At 69.7% G+C, this 21841-nt stretch carries 23 protein-coding genes; 11 read left to right on the top strand and 12 right to left on the bottom strand.

All coding sequences use genetic code 11. The features are described from left to right. The first annotated feature begins 5 nt into the window (after nucleotides 1-5). Both ABZ906_RS20040 and ABZ906_RS20035 read left to right on the top strand, forming a co-directional pair. The gene (locus tag ABZ906_RS20040; protein ID WP_361384145.1) at nucleotides 6-1820 is read left to right on the top strand and encodes an iron ABC transporter permease; all 1815 of its coding nucleotides are present in this window, start codon (nucleotides 6-8) and stop codon (nucleotides 1818-1820) included. Beyond that, on the top strand, nucleotides 1813-2904 hold the full coding sequence (locus ABZ906_RS20035; RefSeq protein ID WP_361384142.1) for an ABC transporter ATP-binding protein: 1092 nt from the start codon (nucleotides 1813-1815) through the stop codon (nucleotides 2902-2904). Before ABZ906_RS20040 ends, ABZ906_RS20035 begins: the two co-directional genes overlap by 8 nt. A 173-nt stretch (nucleotides 2905-3077) precedes the next feature. Here the strand turns inward: ABZ906_RS20035 and ABZ906_RS20030 are convergent, their stop codons facing one another. Beyond that, nucleotides 3078-3821, bottom strand: a complete 744-nt coding sequence (locus tag ABZ906_RS20030; protein WP_361384139.1) for an alpha/beta hydrolase — start codon at nucleotides 3819-3821, stop codon at nucleotides 3078-3080. Between the two features lie 249 nt (nucleotides 3822-4070). On the opposite strand from ABZ906_RS20030, the gene ABZ906_RS20025 reads away from it, so the two are divergent. Further along, entirely contained in the window at nucleotides 4071-4307 is a 237-nt protein-coding gene (locus tag ABZ906_RS20025; protein ID WP_361384136.1) for a hypothetical protein, read from the top strand. A gap of 42 nt (nucleotides 4308-4349) precedes the next feature. Then, nucleotides 4350-4763 carry a hypothetical protein gene (locus tag ABZ906_RS20020; RefSeq protein ID WP_361384133.1) on the top strand — a complete coding sequence of 138 codons (414 nt, stop codon included), beginning with the start codon at nucleotides 4350-4352 and terminating at the stop codon, nucleotides 4761-4763. 93 nt (nucleotides 4764-4856) lie between these two features. On the opposite strand, the gene ABZ906_RS20015 is transcribed toward ABZ906_RS20020, so the two are convergent. The 3 genes from ABZ906_RS20015 to ABZ906_RS20005 are packed head-to-tail and all read right to left on the bottom strand — an operon-like array spanning nucleotide 4857 to nucleotide 7392. Continuing rightward, nucleotides 4857-5522, bottom strand: coding sequence for a 3-oxoacid CoA-transferase subunit B (locus ABZ906_RS20015; protein ID WP_361384130.1), 666 nt, complete (start codon nucleotides 5520-5522; stop codon nucleotides 4857-4859). Then, nucleotides 5519-6190 carry a 3-oxoacid CoA-transferase subunit A gene (locus ABZ906_RS20010; protein WP_361384128.1) on the bottom strand — a complete coding sequence of 224 codons (672 nt, stop codon included), beginning with the start codon at nucleotides 6188-6190 and terminating at the stop codon, nucleotides 5519-5521. The genes ABZ906_RS20015 and ABZ906_RS20010 overlap by 4 nt, the downstream gene beginning before the upstream one ends. Beyond that, nucleotides 6187-7392 (bottom strand): thiolase family protein, encoded by a 1206-nt coding sequence (locus ABZ906_RS20005; protein ID WP_361384125.1) that lies wholly within the window; start codon nucleotides 7390-7392, stop codon nucleotides 6187-6189. Before ABZ906_RS20005 ends, ABZ906_RS20010 begins: the two co-directional genes overlap by 4 nt. 93 nt (nucleotides 7393-7485) lie before the next feature. On the opposite strand from ABZ906_RS20005, the gene ABZ906_RS20000 reads away from it, so the two are divergent. After that, nucleotides 7486-8373 (top strand): LysR substrate-binding domain-containing protein, encoded by an 888-nt coding sequence (locus ABZ906_RS20000; protein WP_361384122.1) that lies wholly within the window; start codon nucleotides 7486-7488, stop codon nucleotides 8371-8373. Between the two features lie 45 nt (nucleotides 8374-8418). On the opposite strand, the gene ABZ906_RS19995 is transcribed toward ABZ906_RS20000, so the two are convergent. The 5 genes from ABZ906_RS19995 to benA form a co-directional block, all read right to left on the bottom strand. Further along, nucleotides 8419-11196, bottom strand: coding sequence for an AAA family ATPase (locus ABZ906_RS19995; protein ID WP_361384119.1), 2778 nt, complete (start codon nucleotides 11194-11196; stop codon nucleotides 8419-8421). Between the two features lie 84 nt (nucleotides 11197-11280). After that, a complete protein-coding gene (gene benD / locus ABZ906_RS19990; protein ID WP_361384116.1) occupies nucleotides 11281-12057 on the bottom strand; it encodes a benzoate diol dehydrogenase BenD in 777 nt (258 codons plus the stop codon). Further along, the gene (gene benC / locus ABZ906_RS19985) at nucleotides 12054-13085 is read right to left on the bottom strand and encodes a benzoate 1,2-dioxygenase electron transfer component BenC (protein WP_361384113.1); all 1032 of its coding nucleotides are present in this window, start codon (nucleotides 13083-13085) and stop codon (nucleotides 12054-12056) included. Before benC ends, benD begins: the two co-directional genes overlap by 4 nt. Before the next feature lie 58 nt (nucleotides 13086-13143). Then, nucleotides 13144-13671 carry a benzoate 1,2-dioxygenase small subunit gene (gene benB, locus ABZ906_RS19980; protein WP_361384110.1) on the bottom strand — a complete coding sequence of 176 codons (528 nt, stop codon included), beginning with the start codon at nucleotides 13669-13671 and terminating at the stop codon, nucleotides 13144-13146. Then, nucleotides 13668-15020 carry a benzoate 1,2-dioxygenase large subunit gene (gene benA, locus ABZ906_RS19975; RefSeq protein WP_361384107.1) on the bottom strand — a complete coding sequence of 451 codons (1353 nt, stop codon included), beginning with the start codon at nucleotides 15018-15020 and terminating at the stop codon, nucleotides 13668-13670. The genes benB and benA overlap by 4 nt, the downstream gene beginning before the upstream one ends. Nucleotides 15021-15261: 241 nt before the next feature. Between benA and ABZ906_RS19970 the strand changes: the two genes are divergently transcribed. The 5 genes from ABZ906_RS19970 (at nucleotide 15262) to ABZ906_RS19950 (ending at nucleotide 19568) form a co-directional block, all read left to right on the top strand. Continuing rightward, complete coding sequence (locus ABZ906_RS19970) at nucleotides 15262-16218, top strand: LysR substrate-binding domain-containing protein (RefSeq protein ID WP_361384104.1); 957 nt, start codon at nucleotides 15262-15264, stop codon at nucleotides 16216-16218. A 1-nt stretch (nucleotide 16219) separates the two neighbouring features. After that, on the top strand, nucleotides 16220-17323 hold the full coding sequence (locus ABZ906_RS19965; RefSeq protein ID WP_361384101.1) for an enolase C-terminal domain-like protein: 1104 nt from the start codon (nucleotides 16220-16222) through the stop codon (nucleotides 17321-17323). A 79-nt stretch (nucleotides 17324-17402) separates the two neighbouring features. Then, the gene (gene catA / locus ABZ906_RS19960) at nucleotides 17403-18257 is read left to right on the top strand and encodes a catechol 1,2-dioxygenase (RefSeq protein WP_361384098.1); all 855 of its coding nucleotides are present in this window, start codon (nucleotides 17403-17405) and stop codon (nucleotides 18255-18257) included. Nucleotides 18258-18263: 6 nt separating this feature from the next. Continuing rightward, nucleotides 18264-18560: a muconolactone Delta-isomerase gene (gene catC / locus ABZ906_RS19955; protein ID WP_361187246.1), complete on the top strand. Its 297-nt coding sequence runs from the start codon at nucleotides 18264-18266 to the stop codon at nucleotides 18558-18560. A gap of 84 nt (nucleotides 18561-18644) precedes the next feature. Then, nucleotides 18645-19568 (top strand): alpha/beta fold hydrolase, encoded by a 924-nt coding sequence (locus ABZ906_RS19950; RefSeq protein WP_361384095.1) that lies wholly within the window; start codon nucleotides 18645-18647, stop codon nucleotides 19566-19568. Here ABZ906_RS19950 and ABZ906_RS19945 read toward each other — a convergent pair. The 3 genes from ABZ906_RS19945 to ABZ906_RS19935 all read right to left on the bottom strand — a co-directional run bounded on the left by ABZ906_RS19945 (nucleotide 19499) and on the right by ABZ906_RS19935 (nucleotide 20964). Next, nucleotides 19499-19912, bottom strand: a complete 414-nt coding sequence (locus ABZ906_RS19945) for a VOC family protein (protein ID WP_361384092.1) — start codon at nucleotides 19910-19912, stop codon at nucleotides 19499-19501. The two genes, ABZ906_RS19950 and ABZ906_RS19945, sit on opposite strands and share 70 nt — an antisense overlap. Then, the gene (locus ABZ906_RS19940) at nucleotides 19909-20493 is read right to left on the bottom strand and encodes a dihydrofolate reductase family protein (protein WP_361384089.1); all 585 of its coding nucleotides are present in this window, start codon (nucleotides 20491-20493) and stop codon (nucleotides 19909-19911) included. Before ABZ906_RS19940 ends, ABZ906_RS19945 begins: the two co-directional genes overlap by 4 nt. 177 nt (nucleotides 20494-20670) lie before the next feature. Beyond that, on the bottom strand, nucleotides 20671-20964 hold the full coding sequence (locus ABZ906_RS19935) for a hypothetical protein (RefSeq protein ID WP_361187256.1): 294 nt from the start codon (nucleotides 20962-20964) through the stop codon (nucleotides 20671-20673). A 568-nt stretch (nucleotides 20965-21532) separates the two neighbouring features. On the opposite strand from ABZ906_RS19935, the gene ABZ906_RS19930 reads away from it, so the two are divergent. After that, the gene (locus ABZ906_RS19930; protein WP_361384086.1) at nucleotides 21533-21841 is read left to right on the top strand and encodes a hypothetical protein; all 309 of its coding nucleotides are present in this window, start codon (nucleotides 21533-21535) and stop codon (nucleotides 21839-21841) included.

The raw sequence follows: 21841 nt of genomic DNA, 5'->3' as shown, positions 1-21841 counted from the left end.
TCGCCATGGCCATCCAGTCCCCCCAGGCGCCGAGTCCGGCGCCCGCTAGCCCCCCGCACGCCGGCGCGCCGCGCACGCCGCAGTACCGACGCCTGTTCGGTGCCGGCCGCGAAGTCACCATTCACTGGCTGACCTTCCTCATCACCGCGGCGCTGGTGCTCGCACCGGTCATCCCGATCCTCTACCAGTCCGTCCGCAACCAACCCCTGTACGCGGCGGGCGGCGCCTTCACCCTCTCCAACTACACCCACCTGTTCACCGAGGCGGGCTTCGGCTCGATCATTCTCGACACCCTGCTCTTCGCCGCGCTCACCACGGTGTTCGCCCTGGTTATCGCCGTACCGATGGCGATCCTCCTGCAGCGCACCCGCTTCCCGGCAGCCCGCCTGTTCGGACAGGTGTTGCGCTGGCCCATCTATATCTCACCGCTGGTCCTCGCCTTCGGCTGGATCGTCGTCTACGGCCCCGCGGGCTTCCTCACCACCACCGTCCGCGAGTCCTTCGGCTGGGTGCCGTGGAACCTGTACTCCCTGCCCGGCATGGCATTCGTCGAGGCCGTCGCGCAAGTGCCCATTGCCTACCTGTTCTGCGCCAATGCCCTGGCCTCGTCCGACACTTCACTGGAGAACGCCGCCCGCACGGTCGGCGCAGGACCGCTGCGCATCCTGCGCTCGGTCGTCGTACCGATGCTGCGCCCTCCCATGCTCTACGCGGGACTGCTGATCTTCGGAACGTCGATCGAGACCCTCTCCATCCCGCTCATCCTGGGCCAGCCCGCGGAGATCACGCTCTTCTCCAGCTTCCTCTACGAGCAGGGCATCGACTCGGTCAGCCCGGACTACGGCATGCTCGGCGCAGCCTCCACCTTCATGCTCCTTACCACCATCGGCCTGGTCGTGGTGCAGGCCCGCCTGCTCAAACAGGCACAGCGGTTCGTGTCCGTACGCGGCAAGGCCAACCGGTCAGGGCTCCTGGACATCGGGCGCTGGAAGTGGGCCGGCTTCGCCTTCGTCGGGATCTACGTCATCTTCGGCGCGCTGCTGCCGATGATCGCGCTGGTCATGCGGGCGTTCACTTCACTGCTCACGCCGCTGGTCAATCCGTTCAGCCTGCTCACCCTGGACAACTTCCGGCTGATCTTCGCCTACGCCCCCTACACCGAGTCAATTACCAACAGCATCACCATCGCGTTCATCGGTGCGGTCGCGGTCACTCTGTTCGGCACCGTCGTGGTCCTGGTGGCCCGCCGCTCCGACTTCCGCCACGCCCGCCTTCTGGAGAACACCGCGCAGTCACCGCATGCGGTGCCGGGCCTGATCATCGGTATCGGATTCTTCTGGGCGTTCGCCTGGATGCCCGGCGGCGACGCCCTCCGGGGCACACTCTTCGCCCTGATCATCGCCTTCGGCGTACGCGCCCTGCCCTCCGCCTACGGGGCGATCTCCCCGGCGACGATGCAGCTCGGCTCAGAACTCGACAACGCCGCACGGGTCGCCGGCGCCGACTGGTGGCGCACGGTCTCCCGCATCCTGATCCGGCTCCTGGTCCCGGCGATGCTCGCCTCGTTCCTGCTCATCTGGACGCAGATGATCCGCGAGTATGCGCCCGCCATGTTCCTGGCCGGCGCCGAATCACAGGTCATCGGCACCACCGCCATCGACCTGTGGACACAGGGCGAAACCGGTTCGGTTGCCGCGCTCGCCACCCTGCAGATCGCCGTTACCGCCCTCGTCGCCGGCCTGGCAGGCCTCCTGCTGCGCGAAAAGAACCGCGACACAAAGGTCAACACGAAGGACAAGAAGGAGAAGAACCGTGCCTGAGCTGGCCGTCGAGAACATCACCAAGTCCTTCAACGGCAATACCGTCCTGGAGGGCATCGACTTCACCGTCGCCGACGGGGAGTTCTTCACCCTGCTCGGACCGTCGGGCTGCGGAAAATCCACGACCCTCTCGTGCGTGGCAGGGCTGGAGGACCCGGACTCCGGCACGATCCGCGTCGGCGACCAGGTCTTCTTCGACGGAAGCCCACGAGGCACCGTCCCGCCGGAAGGCCGCAACCTGGGCCTGGTCTTCCAGTCGTACGCGCTGTGGCCGCACATGACCATCGCCGACAACCTCGCGCTTCCACTGAAGCTGCGCAAGGTGCCCCGCGATGAGCAGCGCCGACTCATCGACGACGTGCTCGCCAAGGTCGACATGACACAGCTGCGCGACCGCTATCCGCACCAGCTCTCCGGCGGCCAGCAGCAGCGCGTCGCCCTCGCCCGCGGCATCGTGTACTCACCTGGTGTGCTGCTCCTGGACGAGCCGCTGTCGAACCTCGACGCGAAGATGCGCGACCAGGCCCGCATCTGGCTCAAGGATCTGCAGCGTGAGGTCGGCATCACCACGGTCTACGTCACCCATGACCAAGTCGAGGCCATGTCGCTGTCCGACCGGATCGCCGTGTTCATGCACGGTCGCCTCCAGCAGGTCGGCACACCCACCGAGATCTACGAGACCCCTGCCACGCCGGAGGTCGCCGGGTTCATCGGTCGCTGCAACCTGCTTGAGGGCCGCATAGATACCGCAGACGACCGGACGGTCCGGGTCGAACTCGGCTCCACGGGCCAGCACTTGTACGTGCGGCGCACGCACAACGCGCGCGCCGCCTCGGGCACGGAGGCCACGGTGGGCCTGCGCTCCGAGCGCATCGCCCTGACCGAACACGCAGACGCGCCCGCGGAAGGAATCAACGTCCTGCGCGCGACGATCAAGCAGTGCTCGTACACCGGCGCCCGCTTCGAGTACCAACTGTCCATCGGCGGCCTGGACGTCCACGCCGAGAGCGCGGTGCGGCACACAGGAGAGGAGATCAACGTGCTGATCCGGCCCGAGGACTGTCTGCTGTATCCGGCAGCCTGACCCGCCCGCCGCCCGGGGCCTTCCACAAGCGTTCGCGACGCGCGACGGCCCCGGCTGCGGAATGCCGGCAATCTCCATGCCCGTCTACCTCCCCTCGACCCGATGCTTCCGCACACCTGTCGAATTGCGTGCGCCCGGGCAGAGGGGAGGCGGTCTCGACACGGCGAAGCGGTCTACGCCCCTGCTGTACGTCTCGATGCCAGCTGGCGGGCGAAGCGGCGGACGGCGTCGGTGAAGGCGTCCGGGGCGTCGAAGTTCGAGAGGTGCCGTGCTCGCGGGATCAACTCGATCCGGGCGTCTGGATGCGCCCGGGCGAAGTCCGCCTCGCCGGACCGGAACAGGGTGTCCTTTTCGCCGTTGAGGATCAGTGCCGGGGCCTGCACACAGCGCATCGCGTCCGCGTCGAAGCGTCCCAGTACCTCGTCCCAGGCCGCGGGCAGTGTGTGGAAGGCGTAGCCGGACCCGATGGTCTCCCCCACGACCTCCGGCGGATACAGCCGCCGCAGCATCCGGTCGTTCCACCGGGCCAGCCGGTCCGCCGGGATGCGAGGGACCAGCCTGCCGACCAGTCGATAGGGCACTGCGCCCCAGCCGCGGGTCGAGGCGCTGGCTCCCGCGAGGATCAGCCCGCGCAGCTTTTCGGGACGGCGCCGGGCGAACTCCAGCGCGGCGTATCCGCCCAGCGAGTGCCCGACGACCAACGCCGGTCCGCGGTCGAGCGACTGCACCGCGGAATCGATGATCTCGGTCGCGCTGGTCAGACTCCAAGGTTGATCCGAGCGCTTCCCGTGACCGGGCAAGTCGACGGCGACGACCGGGAATTCGTCCCGGAGCGCGGCAACCTGCACGCTCCACTGTCCCGCGCTGAAGCGCGTCCCGTGAACAAAAACAATGGGCACTGCATCCGCTGCCGTCATCAAGTCCCCCCGGGTTCTGACGTCCAGTCGACTCTACCGGCGCGGCCCCGACCGCGATCAACGGAGATACCGGGAGGGGATCCAGCGGCGTGCTTCGGCGGTTGGCTCGGTTGTTTCGGGTCATACGGCAGAAAGGCGAGCCGGACATGACCGGACATGAATCGGGGACCTGATGCAACGAAGCCGTCGCACCCAGTACTTCAGGCGGGTCAACGCCCCCGCCTCTCACGCCGCTGAGGGGCGGGGCCGGTGAGCGGGGGCCTGCCGCCGCTGCGGGACCGGTATCTCGCCGCGGGCTTCATCGTCGTCATGTATCTGATGGCCGGAGCCCTGGTGGCCGGCTTGCTCGTCGTGGGGCTCTCGCACAGCGATCTGTGGGGAGGCGTGGCCGCTCTCGTCGGCGGGGCTCTCGGAGCCGGTTTCGCCGCGTGGCGTATCCGGCGGACCCCCGAGGAAGAGCGGGAGGACGACAACGGCTACTTCTGAGCGGCCGGGTTCGGCTGTGAGTGCTGCCGTTATGCTGGCGCCGTGATCATCAGGGGGATAGGCGGGCGGTGGTTCGTCGCCGCATTGAGCGCTGCTGCGGTACTCACCTCGGGGTGCGCGACCTCGGTCGACGCCGATGAGTTGCCCGGCGTGTACCGCAGCGACAAGACGGGCGGGAAGATCCGGCTCGATTCCGACGGAACGTTCACCGCTACTGACATCTCGGCGGACGAAGCCACGGGGAGCGGAGACACCGACCCCATCGACTTCAGCGGCCGATGGGAGTTCGTCGCCCGGGACGAGGCCAGCGACTTCGTCTATCTGACGATCAAGGAGGGTGGCCTCGGCAAGGTAGGTGGCATCCAGCTCTACCCGAAGGATTCGCAGGTGGTGGAGCTCCATCCCGATCCGGACGGACCGCCGTCCGTGGTGCTTGCCAAGGCGGATGCCCCGTAGGTCCCGCACGCCGGGTCGACTCTCCCCCGGCCTCAGTTCCTACGGGGCCTGCCCGTGCCCATGCCCATGCCCATGCCCATGCCCATGCGAGCGTCAGGCGAAGGTCAGGGGGATGTCGAGGCGGGCGGTGAGTTCGTCCGGGGTGATCCCGAAGGTGCGGGCGACGCTGACGCCCTGCGGGGTGATGTCGAAGACCGCGAGGTCGGTGTAGACGCGGTCGACACAGCCCGGGCCGGTGAGCGGGTAGGTGCAGTCGGGGACCAGCTTGGCGGCGCCGTCCCTGGTGAAGAGGGTCATCATCACGTAGACCTGCTTGGCGCCGATGGCCAGGTCCATGGCGCCGCCGACGGCGGGGATGGCGTCGGGCGCGCCGGTGTGCCAGTTGGCTAGGTCGCCCGCGGCGGAGACCTGGAACGCTCCCAGGACGCAGATGTCCAGATGGCCGCCGCGCATCATGGCGAAGGAGTCGGCGTGGTGGAAGTACGCGGCTCCCGGCAGTTCGGTGACGGGGACCTTGCCCGCGTTGGTCAGATCGGGGTCGATCTGGTCGTCCTGTGCGGCGGGCCCCATGTTGAGCATGCCGTTCTCGGTGTGCAGGACCACGCCGGAGTCGGCGGGCAGGTGGTCGGCGACGAGGGTCGGCTGGCCGATGCCCAGGTTGACGTAGGCGCCTTGGGGGATGTCGCGTGCGATGAGGGCGGCGATGTCGTGCTTGCTGAGCGGGCCCTGCTCGGTCGTCGTTCGGTGTGCGGGGGTCATGCGCGGGCCGCCTCCTGTACCACTCGGTCGACATAGATGCTCGGGGTCACGACGGTTTCGGGGTCCAGCGTGCCGGTCTCGACGATCTCGCGGACCTGGGCGATGACCGTGGTCGCCGCGGTGGCCATGACCGGCCCGAAGTTGCGGGCGGTCTTGCGGTAGACGAGGTTGCCCATGCGGTCGGCGCGGTGGGCGCCGATCAGCGCGACGTCGCCCTTGATCGGGTATTCGAGGACGTAGGCACGCCCGTCGATCTCGCGGGTCTCCTTGCCCTCGGCGAGCAGCGTGCCGACGCCCGTGGGGCAGTAGAAGGCGCCGATGCCCGCTCCGGCGGCCCGCATGCGTTCGGCGAGGTTGCCCTGCGGGACGACCTCCAGTGCGATGCGGCCCGCGCGGTACAGCTCGTCGAACACCCAGGAGTCCGTCTGGCGCGGGAAGGAGCAGATCACCTTGCGGACCCGTCCCTTGGCCAGCAGCGCGGCGAGGCCGGTGTCGCCGTTGCCGGCGTTGTTGGACACCACGGTGAGGTCCTTGGCGCCCTGCCGGATGAGCGCGTCGATCAGGTCGACGGGCATGCCGGCCATGCCGAAGCCGCCGACCAGGACGGTGGATCCGTCCTCGATGCCGTCCACGGCCTCGTCGGCGTCGGCGCATGTCACAGCGGTCATCGGGCGTCTCCCGTCACGTTTTCCAGGACCACGGCGAGCGCCTGGCCCACTCCGATGCAGATGGCCGCGACGCCCCACCGCTCGCCGGTCTCGCGCAGCCGGTGGGCGAGGGTGGCAAGGAGCCGTCCTCCGGAGGCGCCCAGGGGGTGGCCCAGGGCGATCGCGCCGCCCTTGGCGTTGACGATGTCCGGGTCCACGTCCCAGGCGTCGACGCAGGCCAGGGACTGGACGGCGAACGCCTCGTTCAGCTCGACGGCGGCGACGTCGGACCAGGCGATGCCCGCGCGCTTCAGGGCCCGGTTCGCCGCTTCCACGGGGGCGTAGCCGAACTGCTGCGGGTCCAGTGCGGACACACCGCGTCCGGCGATACGGGCGATCGGGTCGGTGCCGATACGTGCGGCGGCCGCGCCCGAGCCGAGCAGGACCGCGGAGGCGCCGTCGCTCAGCGGGGATGCGTTGCCGGCCGTGATGACGCCGTCGGGGCGGAACACGGGCTTGAGGGCGGCGAGTTTCCCGGGCGTGGAACCGGGGCGGATGCCCTCGTCCCGGTCGAGCACGGCACCCTTGGCGTCCACGGCGACGGGCACGACCAGGTCGTCGTAGAAGCCCGTGTTCCAGGCGTCGTCGGCGAGGTGGTGGGAGCGGGCGGCAAAGGCGTCCTGCCGGCCGCGGGTCACGGAGAAGCGCTCGGCGAGTTGCTCGTTGGCCTCGCCCAGGGAGACGGTCCATTCCTTGGGCATGCGCGCGTTGACCAGACGCCAGCCGAGCGTGGTGGACACAGCCGTCATGTCGCCGGCCGGGAACTCCTTGGCGGGCTTGGGCAGGACCCAGGGTGCCCGGGTCATCGACTCGACCCCGCCGGTCAGCACGATGTCCGCGTCGCCGGTTTCGACGGCGCGTGAAGCGATGATCGCCGCGTCCAGCGACGATCCGCACAGCCGGTTCACGGTGGTGGCCGGGACCGAGGTCGGCAGCCCGGCCAGGAGGACGGCCATCCTGCCGACGTTGCGGTTGTCCTCGCCGGCGCCGTTGGCGTTGCCCCACACGACGTCGCCGATCTCCGCCGGATCGAGGCCGGGAGTCTTGGCCAGGGTTGCGGTGATGGCGGAGGCGGCGAGGTCGTCGGGGCGTACGTTCGCCAGGGCCCCGGAGAACCGCCCGAAGGGGGTGCGTGCTGCTGCGTACAGATAGCTGTCGGTCACACGCTCACGGTAGGAGCGCACGCTTCATCACGTCCAAGACCTAGTTCGCATGAATTAATAAGCACGATTTATGAATGCGGTTAGGGTGGGTGCATGGAACTGCGTCAGCTCCGGTACTTCCTCGCGCTGGCCGAGGAGTGCCACTTCGGCCGCGCGGCCGCCCGACTCCACGTGGCGCAGCCGGCGCTGTCCCAGCAGATCAAGCAGCTGGAACGCGAGCTGGGGGTGGACCTCTTCACGCGCACCACCCGCCGCGTCGAACCGACGGAGGCCGGACGCGAGTTGACCGGCTACGCGCGCGTGGTGGTCCTGGAGGAGGAGCGGGCCCGCGCCCGCATGCGGGAACTGGCGACCGGGCACGCGGGACGGGTCGCCGTGGGGTTCATCGGGACGGCCACCTACGACGTGCTGCCGCAGGTCGCCCGCACCGTACGCGCCGAGCTGCCGGGGATCACCATGGACCTGCGGGGCGAGGTGCTGGCCCCCGAGCTGGTCGAGGGGCTGCTGGCCGGCACCTACGACCTCGCGGTCATCCGCGGTGCGGTCACCGACCCGGACATCCGCCTGACGCCGCTGCGGTCCGAGCCGCTGGTGGCCGTGCTGCCCTCGCACCACCCGCTGGCGGGCCGCCCGAGCCTGGCACTGGCCGCGCTGGCCGACGAGCCGTTCGTCGTCCACCCCTCGCAGTCCCGCTCCTCGATGTACGACCGGGTGCTGAACGCCTGCGAGCGGGCGGGGTTCCGGCCCGCCTCGCTGACCGAGGTCGGGGAGACGGCCACCCTGGTCGTCTTCGTGGCCGCCGGTCACGGCGTGGCTCTGGTGCCGCAGTCGGTGCAGAGCCTCAGCCTCGAGGGCGTCACCTACGTACCGCTGGAAGAACCCGAATCCGTCGACCTGCTCCTCGCCCGCCGGGCGCACCGCAACTCCCCCGCGTCCGAGCAGGTGGCCGCCGTGATCGAGCAGAGCGTGAGCGGCATCTGACCGCGGGCGCGCGGTCCGCCCCCGGGGTCCGGGGCGGTGGCACCGTCAGGCGGTGGGGGGTGCGTCCCGGAAGGTGGCGGCCAGTTCGCTGCGGGAGCGGATGCCGAGCTTGGAGTAGACGTGCGTGAGGTGGTACTGCACGGTTTTGACCGAGATGAACAGCTCCAGCGCCGTCTGCTGGTTGGTGGCGCCCGCGGCGACGAGGACCGCCACCGCCTGCTCCTGCGGGGTCAGCCGGGTCATCCCGGTCGTGGCGCGGCTGAGGTGGACTCCGCCTGCCTGCAGTTCGCGGTCGCAGCGCTCCACGTAGGCCCGGGCGCCCAGCGTGGCGTAGGCGTCCCGTGCGTTCTTCAGGACCGTGTCGGCCTCGCGGCGTTTGCCGGCGCGGCGCAGGGTCTGCCCGTGGGCGAAGTTGACCCGGGCCCGGTCGAACGGGAGCGGGAGGTGGTCGAGACGGGCCAGAGCCGCTTCGAACTGCCCGCGGGCCGCCTCGACGTCGCCGCGCGCGGCGGTGAGACGCCCGCGGGCCAGGGCCAGGCGGGCCTGCGCGGAGCGGCGCTCACGGCACGCCGCACGCTCTTCGTGCGGCGTGAGGAAGGCATCGGCCTCATCGAGCCGGCCGGTCATCACCAGCGCGTTGGCGTACACGTCCGGCCACGGCCAGAACCCCGGCTCGTCGAGGGAGCCGCGGGGGGTGAGCTGCACCAGCGGAGACAGCGCCTCGATGACGCGTTCGTAGTCGCCGCGCGCCTCGGCCACCTGCGCGCGGGCCAGGCAGGCCGGGGCCAGCATGGCTTCGTAGTGGTGCAGGTCGGCCGTGGCCTCGTCCACGTGCCGGTCGGCCAGTTCCCAGTCGCCGCGCAGGGCGTGGATCTGCGCGGCCGTCCAGTGCACGAGCGGGCGGACCAGTTCGATACGGACGTCCGCGAGCCGGGCGCCGGCCCGCTGCACCGTGTCCAGGGCCTCGGGCCAGGCGCCCAGGGCGAATTGGGTGCGCGCCAGCCAGCCCTGCGCCCACAGCGAGATGCGGGTGGAGCCCATCCGGTAGCCGGTGGGGACGGCCGCCTCCAGGCGGCGGCGGGCCGCCTCGGGTTCGTCTATGGCCAGATCGACCCAGCCGCGGCCCAGCTGGAAGCGCTGCGGCTGCGCCCCTCGGGTGAAGCCGGCGGCCGCCTGGTCATAGGCGGCCAGGGCCTCGTCGGTGCGGCCCGCCATCGCAAGGCCCAGACCGAGCACCGCCTCTGACTCGATGCCCGAGGGATCGTCCTGCTGCGCCAGCTCGACGCCCTGCCGGGCCCAGGCGACAAGCGCCTCGCCGTCCCAGCGGGCCAAGGCGTGCAGCACGCGGCGCTGGCAGACCTTCGCCATCAGTTCGGGCTGGCTTTCGGGGTCGATGTGTTCCTGCGCGGCGGCCAGGAAGGACTCGGCCTCCGCCGGGCGACCGCGCATGATGGCCAGATAGCCGAGCACCACGTCCCGCAGGGGCGTCGCCGCGAAGCTCTCCAACTCCGCTGCGAACGCGGCCGCTTGGGGCACATCGCCCGCCCCGATCATCGCGTCGACGGCGCGCAGCAGCCGCTCCTCGCGCGCCCTGCGGCCGCTGCTCAGCCGGCCCGCACGCACAAGGGCGTCGGCCACGGCCGACCACTCCCCCGCGGACGCGCGCTCGACGGCATACCGGTCGAGTTCGTCCGCGAGATCCTCGTCGGCCGCGATGACGCCGACCGCCCGGTGCGTCAGCTGCCGCCCCCGGTCCGGGGTGATCCGCGCGGCACGCGTGTGCAACGCCGCCCGTCGCGGCAGGTCGATCCCGGTGAGGACGGCCGCCCGGGTGAGCGGGTGCGGGAAGGCCAGCTGGGGGCGTGCCGGTTTGAGCGTCACGGCCAGCAACCCGGCCGCACGGGCCTCGTCCACGGCGGGCAGCGGCGTATCCAGGCCCGCCAGGGCGGCGGCCTCGGCGAGCGTGGTGTCCTGGCCGAGCACGGAGCAGGCTTCGACCAGGGCCCGGGCGCTCGGCCCGCATCCGGCGAGACGGTGGCGGACCGTGGCGGCGTAGCGCGCCGGAGCGGGAAGTTCGGGGCGCCAGTCCTGCCAGGTCTCCCCCGGCAGCTCGCGCAGCAGCCGGATGGTGTGGCGCGGGTTGCCCCGGGTGTGGCGGCACAAGTCGCGGGCGGCGGGCAGGCCCAGGGTGAGCCCGGCCGTCTCGCGTGCCAGGGCGCCCACCTCCGGCGGCGTGAGCGGCGGTGGCCGCAGGGCATGGTCGCGGCAGCCGTCGAGGAATTCCTGGGTGGCGAGAAACGGCTCGGACAGGTGGCTGTGCCCGTCCGGGACGTCGTCGACCTCGTCCCGGGCGACGAGCACCGCGAGCACCCTCTGCGTGGACATCCGGCGCAGCGCCGAGCGGATGGCCCGCAGGCTCTCGGCATCGACCCAGTGGGCGTCGTCGACGACGACGATCACGGGTTGCCTCTCCTGGCGCGCCGACCACTGGCGATACAGCAGGCTGCCGGTGTCCAGCACCGCGTCGGGTGCCGCCGGATCGGGCAGGTCGGCGGCGCTGCCGTGGGCGCGGACGATCTGGTCGGCGACCGCCAGCGGCAGGCCCGCTTCCCAGGGCACTCCGGCGACGCGCACGATGCCGGTGTCGCAGTCCCCCTGCGCCAGCGCGTGTTCGACCAGTGCCGTCTTGCCGATGCCCGCCGGGGCCTCGACCAGGAGCAGCTGGGGGCGACCGGAGCGGGCGGCGGTGATCGCACGGGCCAGCAGGGCACTCTCACCGGCCCGCCCGATCAGGCTGCGCTGCAGCTCAGGGCGGTCATCCATGGGCTCGCACGCTAGCACCGCCCCCGACGCGGCCATCCGGACGTCGTGGGTGTGTGCCCACGCGCGGTCGCGGCCGGATATCGGTCAACCCGGATCGCCGCCCGCGACGGGCAGGACCGTGCCGGTGATGTAGGACGCTTCGTCGGAGGCGAGGAAGCAGATGGCGGCGGCCTGTTCCTCCAGGGTGCCGTAGCGCTTGAGGAGGGAGGACCGGATGGTCTGGTCGATGTGGGCCTGGAACCAGGCCTTCTCCTGGTCGGTGCGCTGCGGCGGCGTGCCGCGGGAGATACGGCGCGCGGGCGCGTCGGTTCCGCCGGGGGCGGTGGCCACGACGCGGATGCCGTGCTCGGCGTACTCCAGGGCGAGCGAGGCGGTGAGCGCGTTGATGCCGCCTTTGGCCGCGGAGTACGGGATGCGGTGGATGCCGCGGGTCGCGGCCGAGGACACGTTGACGATCACTCCGTGCCCGCGTGCCGTCATGGCGGGCAGCACCGCGCGGCAGGCCCACAGGGTCGTCAGCAGGGAACGGGTGAGCTCCGCCTGGATCTCCTGCGCGGTGAACTCGGTGAACGGCTTGAAGTTGATCGCGCCGCCGACGTTGTTCACGAGGACGTCGATGTGGCCGTGGTGCTCGCGTGCCGCCGTGAGCGCGTCCTCCGCGCCCGCGTAGGTCTCCAAGTCGGCGGTGACGGAGTGGGCGCCCAGCTCGGCGGCCACCTCATGGACCAGCTCCGAGCGGTCCACGAGGGTCAGGCGGGCGGACTCGGCGGCCAGCCGCCGGGCGACGGCGAGCCCGATGCCCTGCGCGGCGCCGGTGACCACAGCGGTCTTGCCGGCGAACCGGTCGGGGTGGGCGCTCATGCGGCGCGGGCCGTCTCGCGCGCGGCGGCCGGGGTGAACTTCTCGTAGTGGAAGCTCGCCGGGGCGATGCCGAGCCCCGCGATGTGCTCGCGCACGGCCTCGACCATGGCGGGCGGTCCGCACAGGTATACGTCGGCATCGCCGTCGTGGAGGGTGGAGGCGTCCATCAGGCCGGTCACGAAGCCCCTGTTGCGGGCGGTGCTTGCGGCGTCGGCGACACAGTGCTCGAAGGTGAAGCCGGGGATGAAGCCGGCGTAGTCCTCCAGGGTGTCCAGGTGGACGAGATCCTGGTCGGTGGTGACGCCGTAGATCAGGTGCACGGGGTGGGCGGCGGGGTGCTGTGCGAGCCGTTCCAGCATCGACAGCAGCGGGGCCAGACCGGTGCCGCCCGCAAGGAGCAGTGCGGGGCGGGCGATGTCGCGCAGGTAGAAGCTGCCCATGGGTCCGGTGACGTCGAGGCGGTCGCCGATCCGTGCGCGGTCGGTGAGATAGCCGGACATCGCGCCGCCGTCGACCGTGCGCACCAGAAAGGAGATCCGCTGCTGGCCGGGGCCGGAGCTGAAGGAGTACGAGCGGGCCTGGTCGGTGCCGGGGACGGCGATGTTGACGTACTGGCCGGGAAGGAAGTCCAGTGCCTCGCGGTCCTCGACTTCCAGCGTGAACTCGACGGTGGTGGCGGAGTGGTGCGTGAGGGCGGCCAGGGTGGCACGGTGTGTGGCCGCTGCGGTCTTCGCGGCGGCCGACGAGGAGGGAACGCGCAGCACGAGGTCGCTGTGCGGGGTCATCTGGCAGGGCAGGCAGAGGCCTGAGGCTGCCTCGTCGTCGGTGAGTGCTTCGTCGATGTAGTCACCGCCGTCGTAACGGCCGGACTCGCACATCGACTTGCAGGTCCCGCAGGCGCCGTCGCGGCAGTCCAGCGGGATGTTGATACGTGCTTTGTAGGAGGCCTCGGCGACGGTCTCATCGGGGCTGCACTGGATGAACCGCGTGATGCCGTCCTCGAAGTTCAGGGCGACCTGGAAGGACATACGGGTGCTCTTTTCGACGTGCGGGCGAGCGGGAAAGCGGGCGGGGAGCGGCGTCGCTTCAGACGTGGTAGATGTCGACGACGTGATGCACGAAGTCGTTCTTCAGGACGACCTTCTTGCATGCGATGAGCGGCTCGGGGCCCGACAGGTCCAGGGTGTAGTACGAGGTGCCGAAGTACGTGTCGGTCGTCTGGTAGCGGTAGTACAGCGTGAACCAGTTGAAGCGCACGCAGAGCACGTCGCCCTCACTGCCGGTGACTTCGACGTTGGTGATGTTGTGGCCGGTGCGCGGCTCGGGGAGGCTGGTCGCGCTGGAGCGGTCGGTGCGGATGCGGAAGACACGGTCCTCAAGGCCCGCCCGGCTGGAGTAGTAGACGAGGGAGATCTCGGTCTGCGGGTCACGCGTGAGTTCGTCGTCGTCGGCCCAGGCGGGCATCCAGAACTCGGCGTCGGGGCGGTAGCACTCCAGCCACTTCTCGAATTCGCGGTCGTCGAGGTAGCGGGCCTCGCGGTACAGGAACTGACGGATGCTTTCGAGGGTGGTCTCCTGGGCCACCGCCGTGCTCGCTTCGGTCGCGGTGTTCACTTGGCCCCCTCCGCGTCCAGAGCCGTGCGCAGGGTCTGGAGCCAGTAGCTGTGCTGGATGGGATAGAGCCCTTCGTCCTCGGTGCGCACCCCGCTGGCGATCGGGTTGATGCCGATCTTCTTGGCGTCCTCGTCGGGTCCCTCGATCTGGTGCACGGCGCCGCGGCTGAGGTCGTTCCAGGGCATGGACCGGGCTTGGTAGGTCTTCTGGCAGGAGCGGAACTCCTCCAGGTCGTCCGGGGTGGCCATGCCGGTGGCGTTGAAGAAGTCCTCGTACTGGCGGATGCGCCGGGCGCGGTCCCCGGCCGGTTCGCCCTTGGGGGCGATGCAGTAGATGGTGACCTCGGTCCGGTCCACGGAGACCGGGCGGAAGTGCCGGATCTGCGAGCTGAACTGGTCCATCAGGTACACGTTGGGGTAGAGACACAGGTTGCGGGAGACGCCGATCATCCAGTCCGCCTTGTCCTCTCCGACCTCGGCGGCCAGTTCCGCGCGCTTGGCGTACAGGGGCCGGTTGGCGGGATCGAGCCAGCGGGTCCACAGCAGCAGATGGCCGTGGTCGAAGGAGTAGAAGCCGCCCTTCTGCTTGGACCAGCCGCCGGCGTCCATCGTCTTGGTGTCGTTCTTCGACTCCCCGGAGGTGCGCCGGGCCTGGGTCGCGGCGTAGTTCCAGTGGGTGGCGGAGACGTGGTAGCCGTCGGCGCCGTTCTCCGCCTGGAGCTTCCAGTTGCCGTCGTAGGCGTACGTGGAGGCGCCCCGCAGTACTTCCAGGCCGTCCGGGGACTGGTCGACGATCATGTCGATCACGACCGCCGCGTCACCGAGGTGCTCGCGCAGCGGCTTGACGTCCGGGGCAAGGCTGCCGAAGAGGAAGCCGCGGTAGCTCTCGAAGCGCGCGACCTTCTTCAGGTCGTGCGAACCGTCGGTGTTGAACTGCTCGGGATAGCCGGCCCCGCGCGGGTCCTTCACTTTCAGGAGCTTGCCGCTGTTGTTGAACGTCCAGCCGTGGAAGGGGCAGGTGAACGTGGTGCGGTTGTCCGTCTTCCTGCGGCACAGCATCGCGCCACGATGGCTGCACGCGTTGATCAGGCAGTGCAACTCCCCCTGTTTGTCACGGGAGATGACGACGGGCTGACGGCCTATGTACGTCGTGAAGTAGTCGCCGATCCCGGGAATCTGACTCTCGTGCGCGAGATAGACCCAGTTCCCCTCGAAGATGTGCTTCATCTCCAGTTCGAAGAGCTCCTCGTCGGTGAAGACGTTTCGCCTGATGCGGTGGACCCCCTGCTCCGGGTCCTCCACCAGGGCGCCTTCGAGGATGGTCCGTGCGCGGCTGAAGTCCTCCGCCATGTTCGCGTCCCTTTCGCCTCGACCGGGCCTGCCTGGACGGCGGCCGCGTTGCCAGTGCTTTTCAGCACCATGGCAGCGCGGTGAAGAGACGGCCCCGGGTATTTCCCCGGGGTTGACCCAGGGGGGTATTGATATCCCTGCCGTCTCAATACGGTGTGAGCGGATATTTGTGGAGTATGGGGTTCGCTCCCTACGCTGAAGCGCATTCGAGGGCCCCGGACACAGGAAATGGGGCAGCCCGATGGAACTCAGACACCTCCGCTATTTCGCCGCCGTAGCCGAGACCCGGCATTTCGGAAAGGCCGCGGAACACCTCCACATGGCCCAGCCCCCGCTCTCCCAGGCAATCCGCCGACTGGAGAAGGAACTGGGGGTGGAGCTGTTCACCCGCACCACACGCCAGGTCGCCCTCACCGGCGCCGGCGAGGTGTTCCGCACCGACGTGGAACGCATCCTCAAGTCCGTCGACGAGGCGGTGGCACGGGTGGGGCGGTTCGGCGCCGGAGTGGAGGGGGTGCTCAGGGTCGGCCTCACGGGTTCCGCCTCGTATCGCCAACTGCCCCTGCTGGCACGGATGGTCAAACGGGAAATGCCGCACGTGATGCTGGAGGTGCACACCGAGATGCTCACACCCGCCCAGGAGTTCGCACTGACCGAGCGGCGCCTCGACGTCGGACTGCTGCGCCCGCCGACCCGCCAGGAAGGCATCGCGCATCGGCGCCTCGCCGACGAGCCGCTGATCGCGGCCGTACCGGAGGAGCACTGGCTGGCCGACGCCGAATCCCTGCGCATCGAGCAGCTGCGGCACGAGGACTTCATCATGTACGGTGCCGCGCTCGGCTCCGTCGTCAACGACGCCGTCGTCCGCAGCTGTCTGGCCTCCGGCTTCTATCCGCACCGCGCGTACGAGATCACCGAGACCTCTGCCGCACTGGCACTGGTCGCCGCCGGACTCGGCATCGCCGTGCTCCCCGACTCCATCCGCTCCGCACCGCGCGAGGGCGTGGTGTGCAAACCGATCGAAGACGCGCTCAGCGTGCCCCTGGTCCTGGCCTGGCGGGCCGATGACACCTCACCGCTGCTGCGCAACCTGCTGGACGTGCTGGAACGAAACGGGGCCTTCCTCGCAACGGACGGGCCACGCGAGGCGGACGGCTCACGTGAGGCAGACGCCTTCCCCCTGCCACCGAAGGACTGACATGAAGATCGTTCAGGTGGAGGCCATCCCCTTCGCCATTCCTTACGCGAAACCCCTGGAGTTCGCCAGCGGCGCCGTGCACACCGCCGAGCACGTCCTGGTCCGCGTACACACCGACGAGGGACTGACCGGCACCGCCGAGGCACCGCCGCGCCCCTTCACGTACGGCGAGACCCAAGAGTCGATCATCGCGGTGATCGGCAAGATCTTCGCCCCGCAGCTCCTGGGCATGTCGGCACTGGAACGCGAGGCGATCCACGCCCACCTGGACCGGACCGTCGGCAACCCGACCGCCAAGGCCGCCCTCGACATGGCCCTGTGGGACCTGCTCGGCCAGTGTGCCGGCCTACCGGTGAACGGACTGCTCGGCGGCTGCACGGACCGCATGCGCGTCAGCCACATGGTGGGCTTCGCACCCGCCGAGCAGATGGTCGCCGAGGCCCAGCGCATCCGCGACACGTACGGCATCACCACGTTCAAGGTGAAGGTGGGCCGTCAGCCGTACACACTGGACGTCGCCGCATGCCGGGCACTGCGCGAGGCCCTCGGACCCGGCGTAGAGCTCTACATCGACGGCAACCGCGGCTGGTCACCCTCCGACGCGGCCCGCGCGCTGCGCGACATGGAGGACCTCGGCCTGACCTTCGCCGAGGAACTCTGCCCCGCCGACGACGTGTTGGGGCGCCGCTGGCTCGTCGCCCGCAGCCCGGTCCCCTTCATCGCGGACGAGAGCGCGACCCGGGCCGCCGAGGTCACCCGCGAACTCCTGGGCGGCTCCGCCACGGCCATCAGCATCAAGACGGCCCGCACCGGCTTCACGGCCTCCCAGCGCGTTCTGCACACCTGCGAGGCGCTCGGCGTCGAAGTGGTGATGGGCAATCAGATCGACGGGCAGATCGGTACCTTGTGCGCGGCCGCGTTCGGAGCCGCCCACCGTTCCGCCTCGCTGCACGCCGGCGAGCTGTCGAACTTCCTCGACATGACCGACGACCTCCTCACCGAGCCGCTGACCATCGAGAACGGCACCCTGCGCGTACGCGAGGGCGCCGGACTCGGCATCGACATCGACCCCGGCAAACTGGCGCGCTACCGCCAGGACCGCTGACCTCCACACACTGCACGGCCTCAGCGAACGGCACCTCTTCAACAAACCGCACGGACTTGACGAACAGAACGGGACGATCATGACCGACCTCATCACCGAGCAGGCCACCGCGGCCGCTTCCGGAGCCGCCGCCACCGAGCAGTTCCGCAGCAAGCAGCGCACCGAGAACACCGCGGCCGACACCGAGCGCGTCGACACGCTGGTCTCCGAACTCCTCGCCGCCACCCACGACATCGTCCGCCGCCACAAGGTGACGTACGCCGAGTACGACGCGCTCAAGGCGTGGCTGATCCAGGTGGGTGAGGACGGCGAGTGGCCGCTCTTCCTGGACGTGTGGATCGAGCACGCCGTCGAGGAGGTCGCGGGCGAGAGCAGGGAGGGCAGCAAGGGCACCATCGAGGGCCCGTACTACATCCCCGGCTCCCCGCGCTTCGCCGCCGAGGCGTCCCTGCCCACGCGCGACAGCGAGCAGGGGACGCCGCTGCTCTTCCGGGGCCAGGTCCGCGCCGTCGACGGCACTCCCCTGTCCGGCGCCGTCGTGGAGATGTGGCACGCCGACAATGACGGCCTGTACTCCCAGTTCGCCCCCGGCCTGCCGGAGTGGAACCTGCGCGGCACGGTCGTCGCCGACGCCCGGGGCAACTTCAAGATTCACACGATCGAACCGGCTCCGTACCAGATCCCGACCGACGGCTCCTGCGGCAAGCTGATCGAAGCAGCCGGATGGCACGCCTGGCGCCCCGCACACCTGCACCTCAAAGTCGCGGCCCCGGGCCACCAACTCATCACCACCCAGCTGTACTTCCAGGGTGGCGAGCACGTGGGCGACGACATCGCCACGGCCGTCAAGCCCGAGCTGATTCTCGCCCCGACGCCGGTCGCGGACGGCCAGGGCCGCGAAGTGACCTACGACTTCGTTCTCGACAAGGCGTGATGCACCGTGCTCTTCGCCGTACGCATGGACGTCGACATCCCGCGTGACCTCGCGCCCGACCTCCGCGCGGACCTGGTGGGCCGGGAGAAGGCCTACTGCCAGGATCTGCAGAAGGCGGGCCAGTGGGTGCACATCTGGCGGTGTGTCGGCCAGTACGCCAACATCAGCGTCTTCGACGTCGCCGACAACGAGGCACTCCATCAACTCCTGTGGGGACTGCCCCTGTTCCCGTTCATGAAGATCGAGGTCACTCCCCTGGCGCAGCACCCCTCCGACCTCGCCGCCCACGCCCCGGCGCAGTGAGGAACCGGGGGCGGCCAGGCGCACGCACCCCGCCCCCGAGCCGCCCCGCGCCCGGCCGCCCGACCGGCACTCTCAGGAGACACCGTGCCCCCACCCCACCTGCTCCACCACCACATACAGGGCCCAGCCGACGCACCCCTGCTGCTCCTCGGCCCGTCCCTGGGCACGTCGACGGCGATCTGGGAGCCGCATCTTTCCTTCCTGGCACGTCATTTCCGAGTGCTGCGATACGACCTGCCCGGCCACGGCGGCTCGCCCACCGGCCTGCTGCGTGATCCGGCGCCGGGCCGTACAACGGTCGACGACATCGCCTCGCTGGTCCTCGACCTCGCCGATCACCACGGCGGCGACCGCTTCCACTACGCGGGCATCTCCCTCGGCGGAGCCATCGGCACCCACCTGGCCGCCCACCATCGCGGGCGCGTAGCCTCCCTCGCCCTGGTGTGCACCTCGGCGCACTTCGGGACGGCCGGGCCCTGGCGCGAGCGCGCCGACCTCGTACGCCGGGAAGGCACCGCTCCCCTGCTGCGGAGCAGCCCGGACCGCTGGTTCGCTTCCCCCGCCACGGCGGGCACCCCCTTGGCCGGGCGGCTGCTGGACACCCTCCGCTCGGCCGCCCCGGAGGGCTACGCGGCCTGCTGCGATGCCCTGGCCACCTGTGACCTGCGCCGCGACCTGGCGAAGATTTCCGCACCCACTCTCGTGATCGGAGGCTCCCGCGACGTTGCGACCCCCGTGGAGCACGCGAAGGAACTCGCGCAGGGCATCTCCGGCGCCGTGCCGGAAATCATCGACTGCGGGCACCTGGCCTGCGAGCAGCCCCGGGCCCTGCGCTCCGCGCTGGCTGCGCATCTACAGGTGTCCCGGGCCGGAGACGGCACACCGAAATCCCCGCCTGTCGGGAGAAGAGATGCCCCACTCCACTCACCGGTAGCGCCTCAGGAGAAGTCGGCCTCCGTGATGCCGTCGGGATGTCCGGACGGCCACTCGACCAATTCGATCCGGTAGCCGTCCGGGTCGGTGAGCCATGACGTCTTCGGCCCGTGCGGGCCGCCCGGGTACTGGACGGGTTCCGGCTCCAGACCGGCGTCGGTCAGCCGTTGCAGGGTGGTGGCGAGCGTTTCCACCTGGATCGCGAGGTGGTCGAAACCGCTGCCCACATCGACGCGTCCGCCGTCGGGACGGTGGACCAGTTCGAGCGAAGCCGCAGGTTCGCCGGGGAACTTGAGGATCACGAGGTGGTTGCCGTCGCCGCCGTCGACCCTGCCCAATTCGGCGTAGCCCAGGGCGGTGTAGAAGCCGAGCGAGCGGTCCAGGTCGGTTACGCGGTAGGAGACGAAGAGCGTCTTCATGCGGATTCCCCGGGGCGGCGTACCCGATAGCGCAGGTGCGTGACGTCGCGGTCCTCGAGTCGTCGGACGAGGTCGAGTTCGATGTGCTTGCCGCCGAGGTGGTCGAAGAGACGTCGGCCGCCGCCCAGGAGGACCTGGACCAGGTGGATCTCCATCTCGTCCAGCTGCCCGGCCCGCAGGAGCGCTTGGGCCGCGCCCGCACCGTGGACCATCACCGGCCGGTCCCCGGCGGCCGCGCGGGCTTGGCGGGCGCAGTCCTCGACGTCGGTGACAAAGCGCGCGTGGCCGGGCGGCACGTCCCCTTCGTCTACCTGGTGGGTGAGGACGAGGATCGGCACACCGTCGTGATGGTCGCCCTTCCAGCGCCCGGCGAGTTCGAAGGTCCGGCGGCCGGAGATGACCGCGCCGGTGGCCAGCGCCTCGCGGTAGACCTGCCCGCTGGGGCCGTCGGATTCGCGGTCGTCGAGCCAGTTGAAAAGCCGCCCGCCGGCACGTCCCAGCTCCTGGCCCGGTCGATCGTCGGGACCGGCGATATAACCGTCGAGCGACATCGACATGTACAGCCGGATCGGATTGCTCATGCCGGCCTCCCTCTCGTCTCCATGACGGCGTGATCCGCCATCTCCTGATCCGCCGAGGGGCGGAACGTCATAGGGAAGACTTCAGTCAGTCGGCAATCTCATCGGCGCGACACGCCGCCCTGCCGTCCACTGGAGCGGGGGCGTTCGCGAAGGGGCGAGGTTGATCCAGCTGTGGGTTCAGGCGTTTGCGTGACCTGGCGTGATGCTCCCCCGGGACGCGGCATGGCGCGTCGGCTTGCGTTCCGAGACGGACTGCAGGCGGTACAACCACAGCGAGGCGGTGCCGAGCAGGCCGGTGAATACCGCCACGAGGAACAGGGAGATCCACATCTGGCGGCTGCCCGGGTGTGTCCATCCCGTCCAGGCCGCTGCGGCGGCCCAGAGCAGGGCACCCGCCACGTAGAAACTGCGAGTGCGGCGCAGCTGTCGTAGGGCCCGCAGGGACATGAGGTGTTCCGTCTTCGGTGCCATGCCGGCCCTTGTACCCCAAATCACGCCCGCTACCGGGAAGCGCGGTATGAAGAGTGGGCTCAAGCGGGTGGAAAGCGCGCTATGGCTTCTCGCTTGCCAGTCTCTTCGCGCGCAGTTGACGCAGGGTCACGATGAGCATGCACGGGAAGAAGATCGTGCCGAATCCTGTCCAGACCAGAGTCCATGTGCTCGGGTGGCTCTCCGTCAAGGTCGCCACGAACCCGATGGGTTCGGCAATCGCGAATACGGCAAAGATCCAGCAGCACGCCTTCAGCTGCCGCGGTGTCTGTTCTTGGGTGAGAGCTCGTCTTATCCGGCCTGTCCACATGCTTGCCCGTTTCCCGCGCTCGCGCCGGTCATTCACTCCTATGACGCGTCCGAGCCGCGCCTTGCAGGGGATGATAGCTTCTCTCTACAAGCGTGTAGTAGTTGCGCACGGGGCGGGTTGCGCACGGGGCGGGCGAGGTGCGCCCCGCCGAACGCGTACACGTGCTGTCGAGCCTTACAGGGCAGCGCAGTTGACGTGGGGGCGGCGCGAACACACGCAGGTTCAAACGGGGGAAGCGTAATGAGTGACTTGTCGATCGACTACGCGGTGCTGAACAGGGTGAGACACAACCTCGACCACATCGCGGACCTCATGCGGCAACCGGGCCGGGACATGGAGAAGGTTTCCGGCGACGCCATGGGGGCGCACGACCTCGCCAAGCGCATGGATGACTTCGGCGACGAATGGTCCTACGGGATCAAACAGCTGACGAAGTTCTCGGGCAAGGCATCCGATGCGCTGCTCAAGATAAAGAAGGCGTTCGAGGACCTCGACGACGAACTGGCCAAGGCGAACGACCAGGACAAGCGCAAGGGCAAGGGGAAGTAG

Source organism: Streptomyces sp. NPDC046925, assembly GCF_040644915.1.
Taxonomy (GTDB): Bacteria; Actinomycetota; Actinomycetes; order Streptomycetales; family Streptomycetaceae; genus Streptomyces.
The sequence above is the reverse complement of the archived record's forward strand: the minus strand, read 5'-3'. Positions and strand labels throughout refer to the sequence as shown.

Coding starts and splice junctions, on each gene's coding strand:
- ABZ906_RS20010 (WP_361384128.1), bottom strand. CDS start 6,190: ATGACCGCTGTGACATGCGCCGACGCCGACGAGGCCGTGGACGGCATC.
- ABZ906_RS20040 (WP_361384145.1), top strand. CDS start 6: ATGGCCATCCAGTCCCCCCAGGCGCCGAGTCCGGCGCCCGCTAGCCCC.
- benD (WP_361384116.1), bottom strand. CDS start 12,057: ATGAGCGCCCACCCCGACCGGTTCGCCGGCAAGACCGCTGTGGTCACC.
- ABZ906_RS19945 (WP_361384092.1), bottom strand. CDS start 19,912: ATGAAGACGCTCTTCGTCTCCTACCGCGTAACCGACCTGGACCGCTCG.
- ABZ906_RS19940 (WP_361384089.1), bottom strand. CDS start 20,493: ATGAGCAATCCGATCCGGCTGTACATGTCGATGTCGCTCGACGGTTAT.
- catA (WP_361384098.1), top strand. CDS start 17,403: ATGACCGACCTCATCACCGAGCAGGCCACCGCGGCCGCTTCCGGAGCC.
- ABZ906_RS19935 (WP_361187256.1), bottom strand. CDS start 20,964: ATGGCACCGAAGACGGAACACCTCATGTCCCTGCGGGCCCTACGACAG.
- ABZ906_RS19965 (WP_361384101.1), top strand. CDS start 16,220: ATGAAGATCGTTCAGGTGGAGGCCATCCCCTTCGCCATTCCTTACGCG.
- ABZ906_RS20000 (WP_361384122.1), top strand. CDS start 7,486: ATGGAACTGCGTCAGCTCCGGTACTTCCTCGCGCTGGCCGAGGAGTGC.
- ABZ906_RS19930 (WP_361384086.1), top strand. CDS start 21,533: ATGAGTGACTTGTCGATCGACTACGCGGTGCTGAACAGGGTGAGACAC.
- ABZ906_RS19995 (WP_361384119.1), bottom strand. CDS start 11,196: ATGGATGACCGCCCTGAGCTGCAGCGCAGCCTGATCGGGCGGGCCGGT.
- ABZ906_RS20030 (WP_361384139.1), bottom strand. CDS start 3,821: ATGACGGCAGCGGATGCAGTGCCCATTGTTTTTGTTCACGGGACGCGC.
- benA (WP_361384107.1), bottom strand. CDS start 15,020: ATGGCGGAGGACTTCAGCCGCGCACGGACCATCCTCGAAGGCGCCCTG.
- ABZ906_RS20015 (WP_361384130.1), bottom strand. CDS start 5,522: ATGACCCCCGCACACCGAACGACGACCGAGCAGGGCCCGCTCAGCAAG.
- ABZ906_RS19970 (WP_361384104.1), top strand. CDS start 15,262: ATGGAACTCAGACACCTCCGCTATTTCGCCGCCGTAGCCGAGACCCGG.
- benC (WP_361384113.1), bottom strand. CDS start 13,085: ATGTCCTTCCAGGTCGCCCTGAACTTCGAGGACGGCATCACGCGGTTC.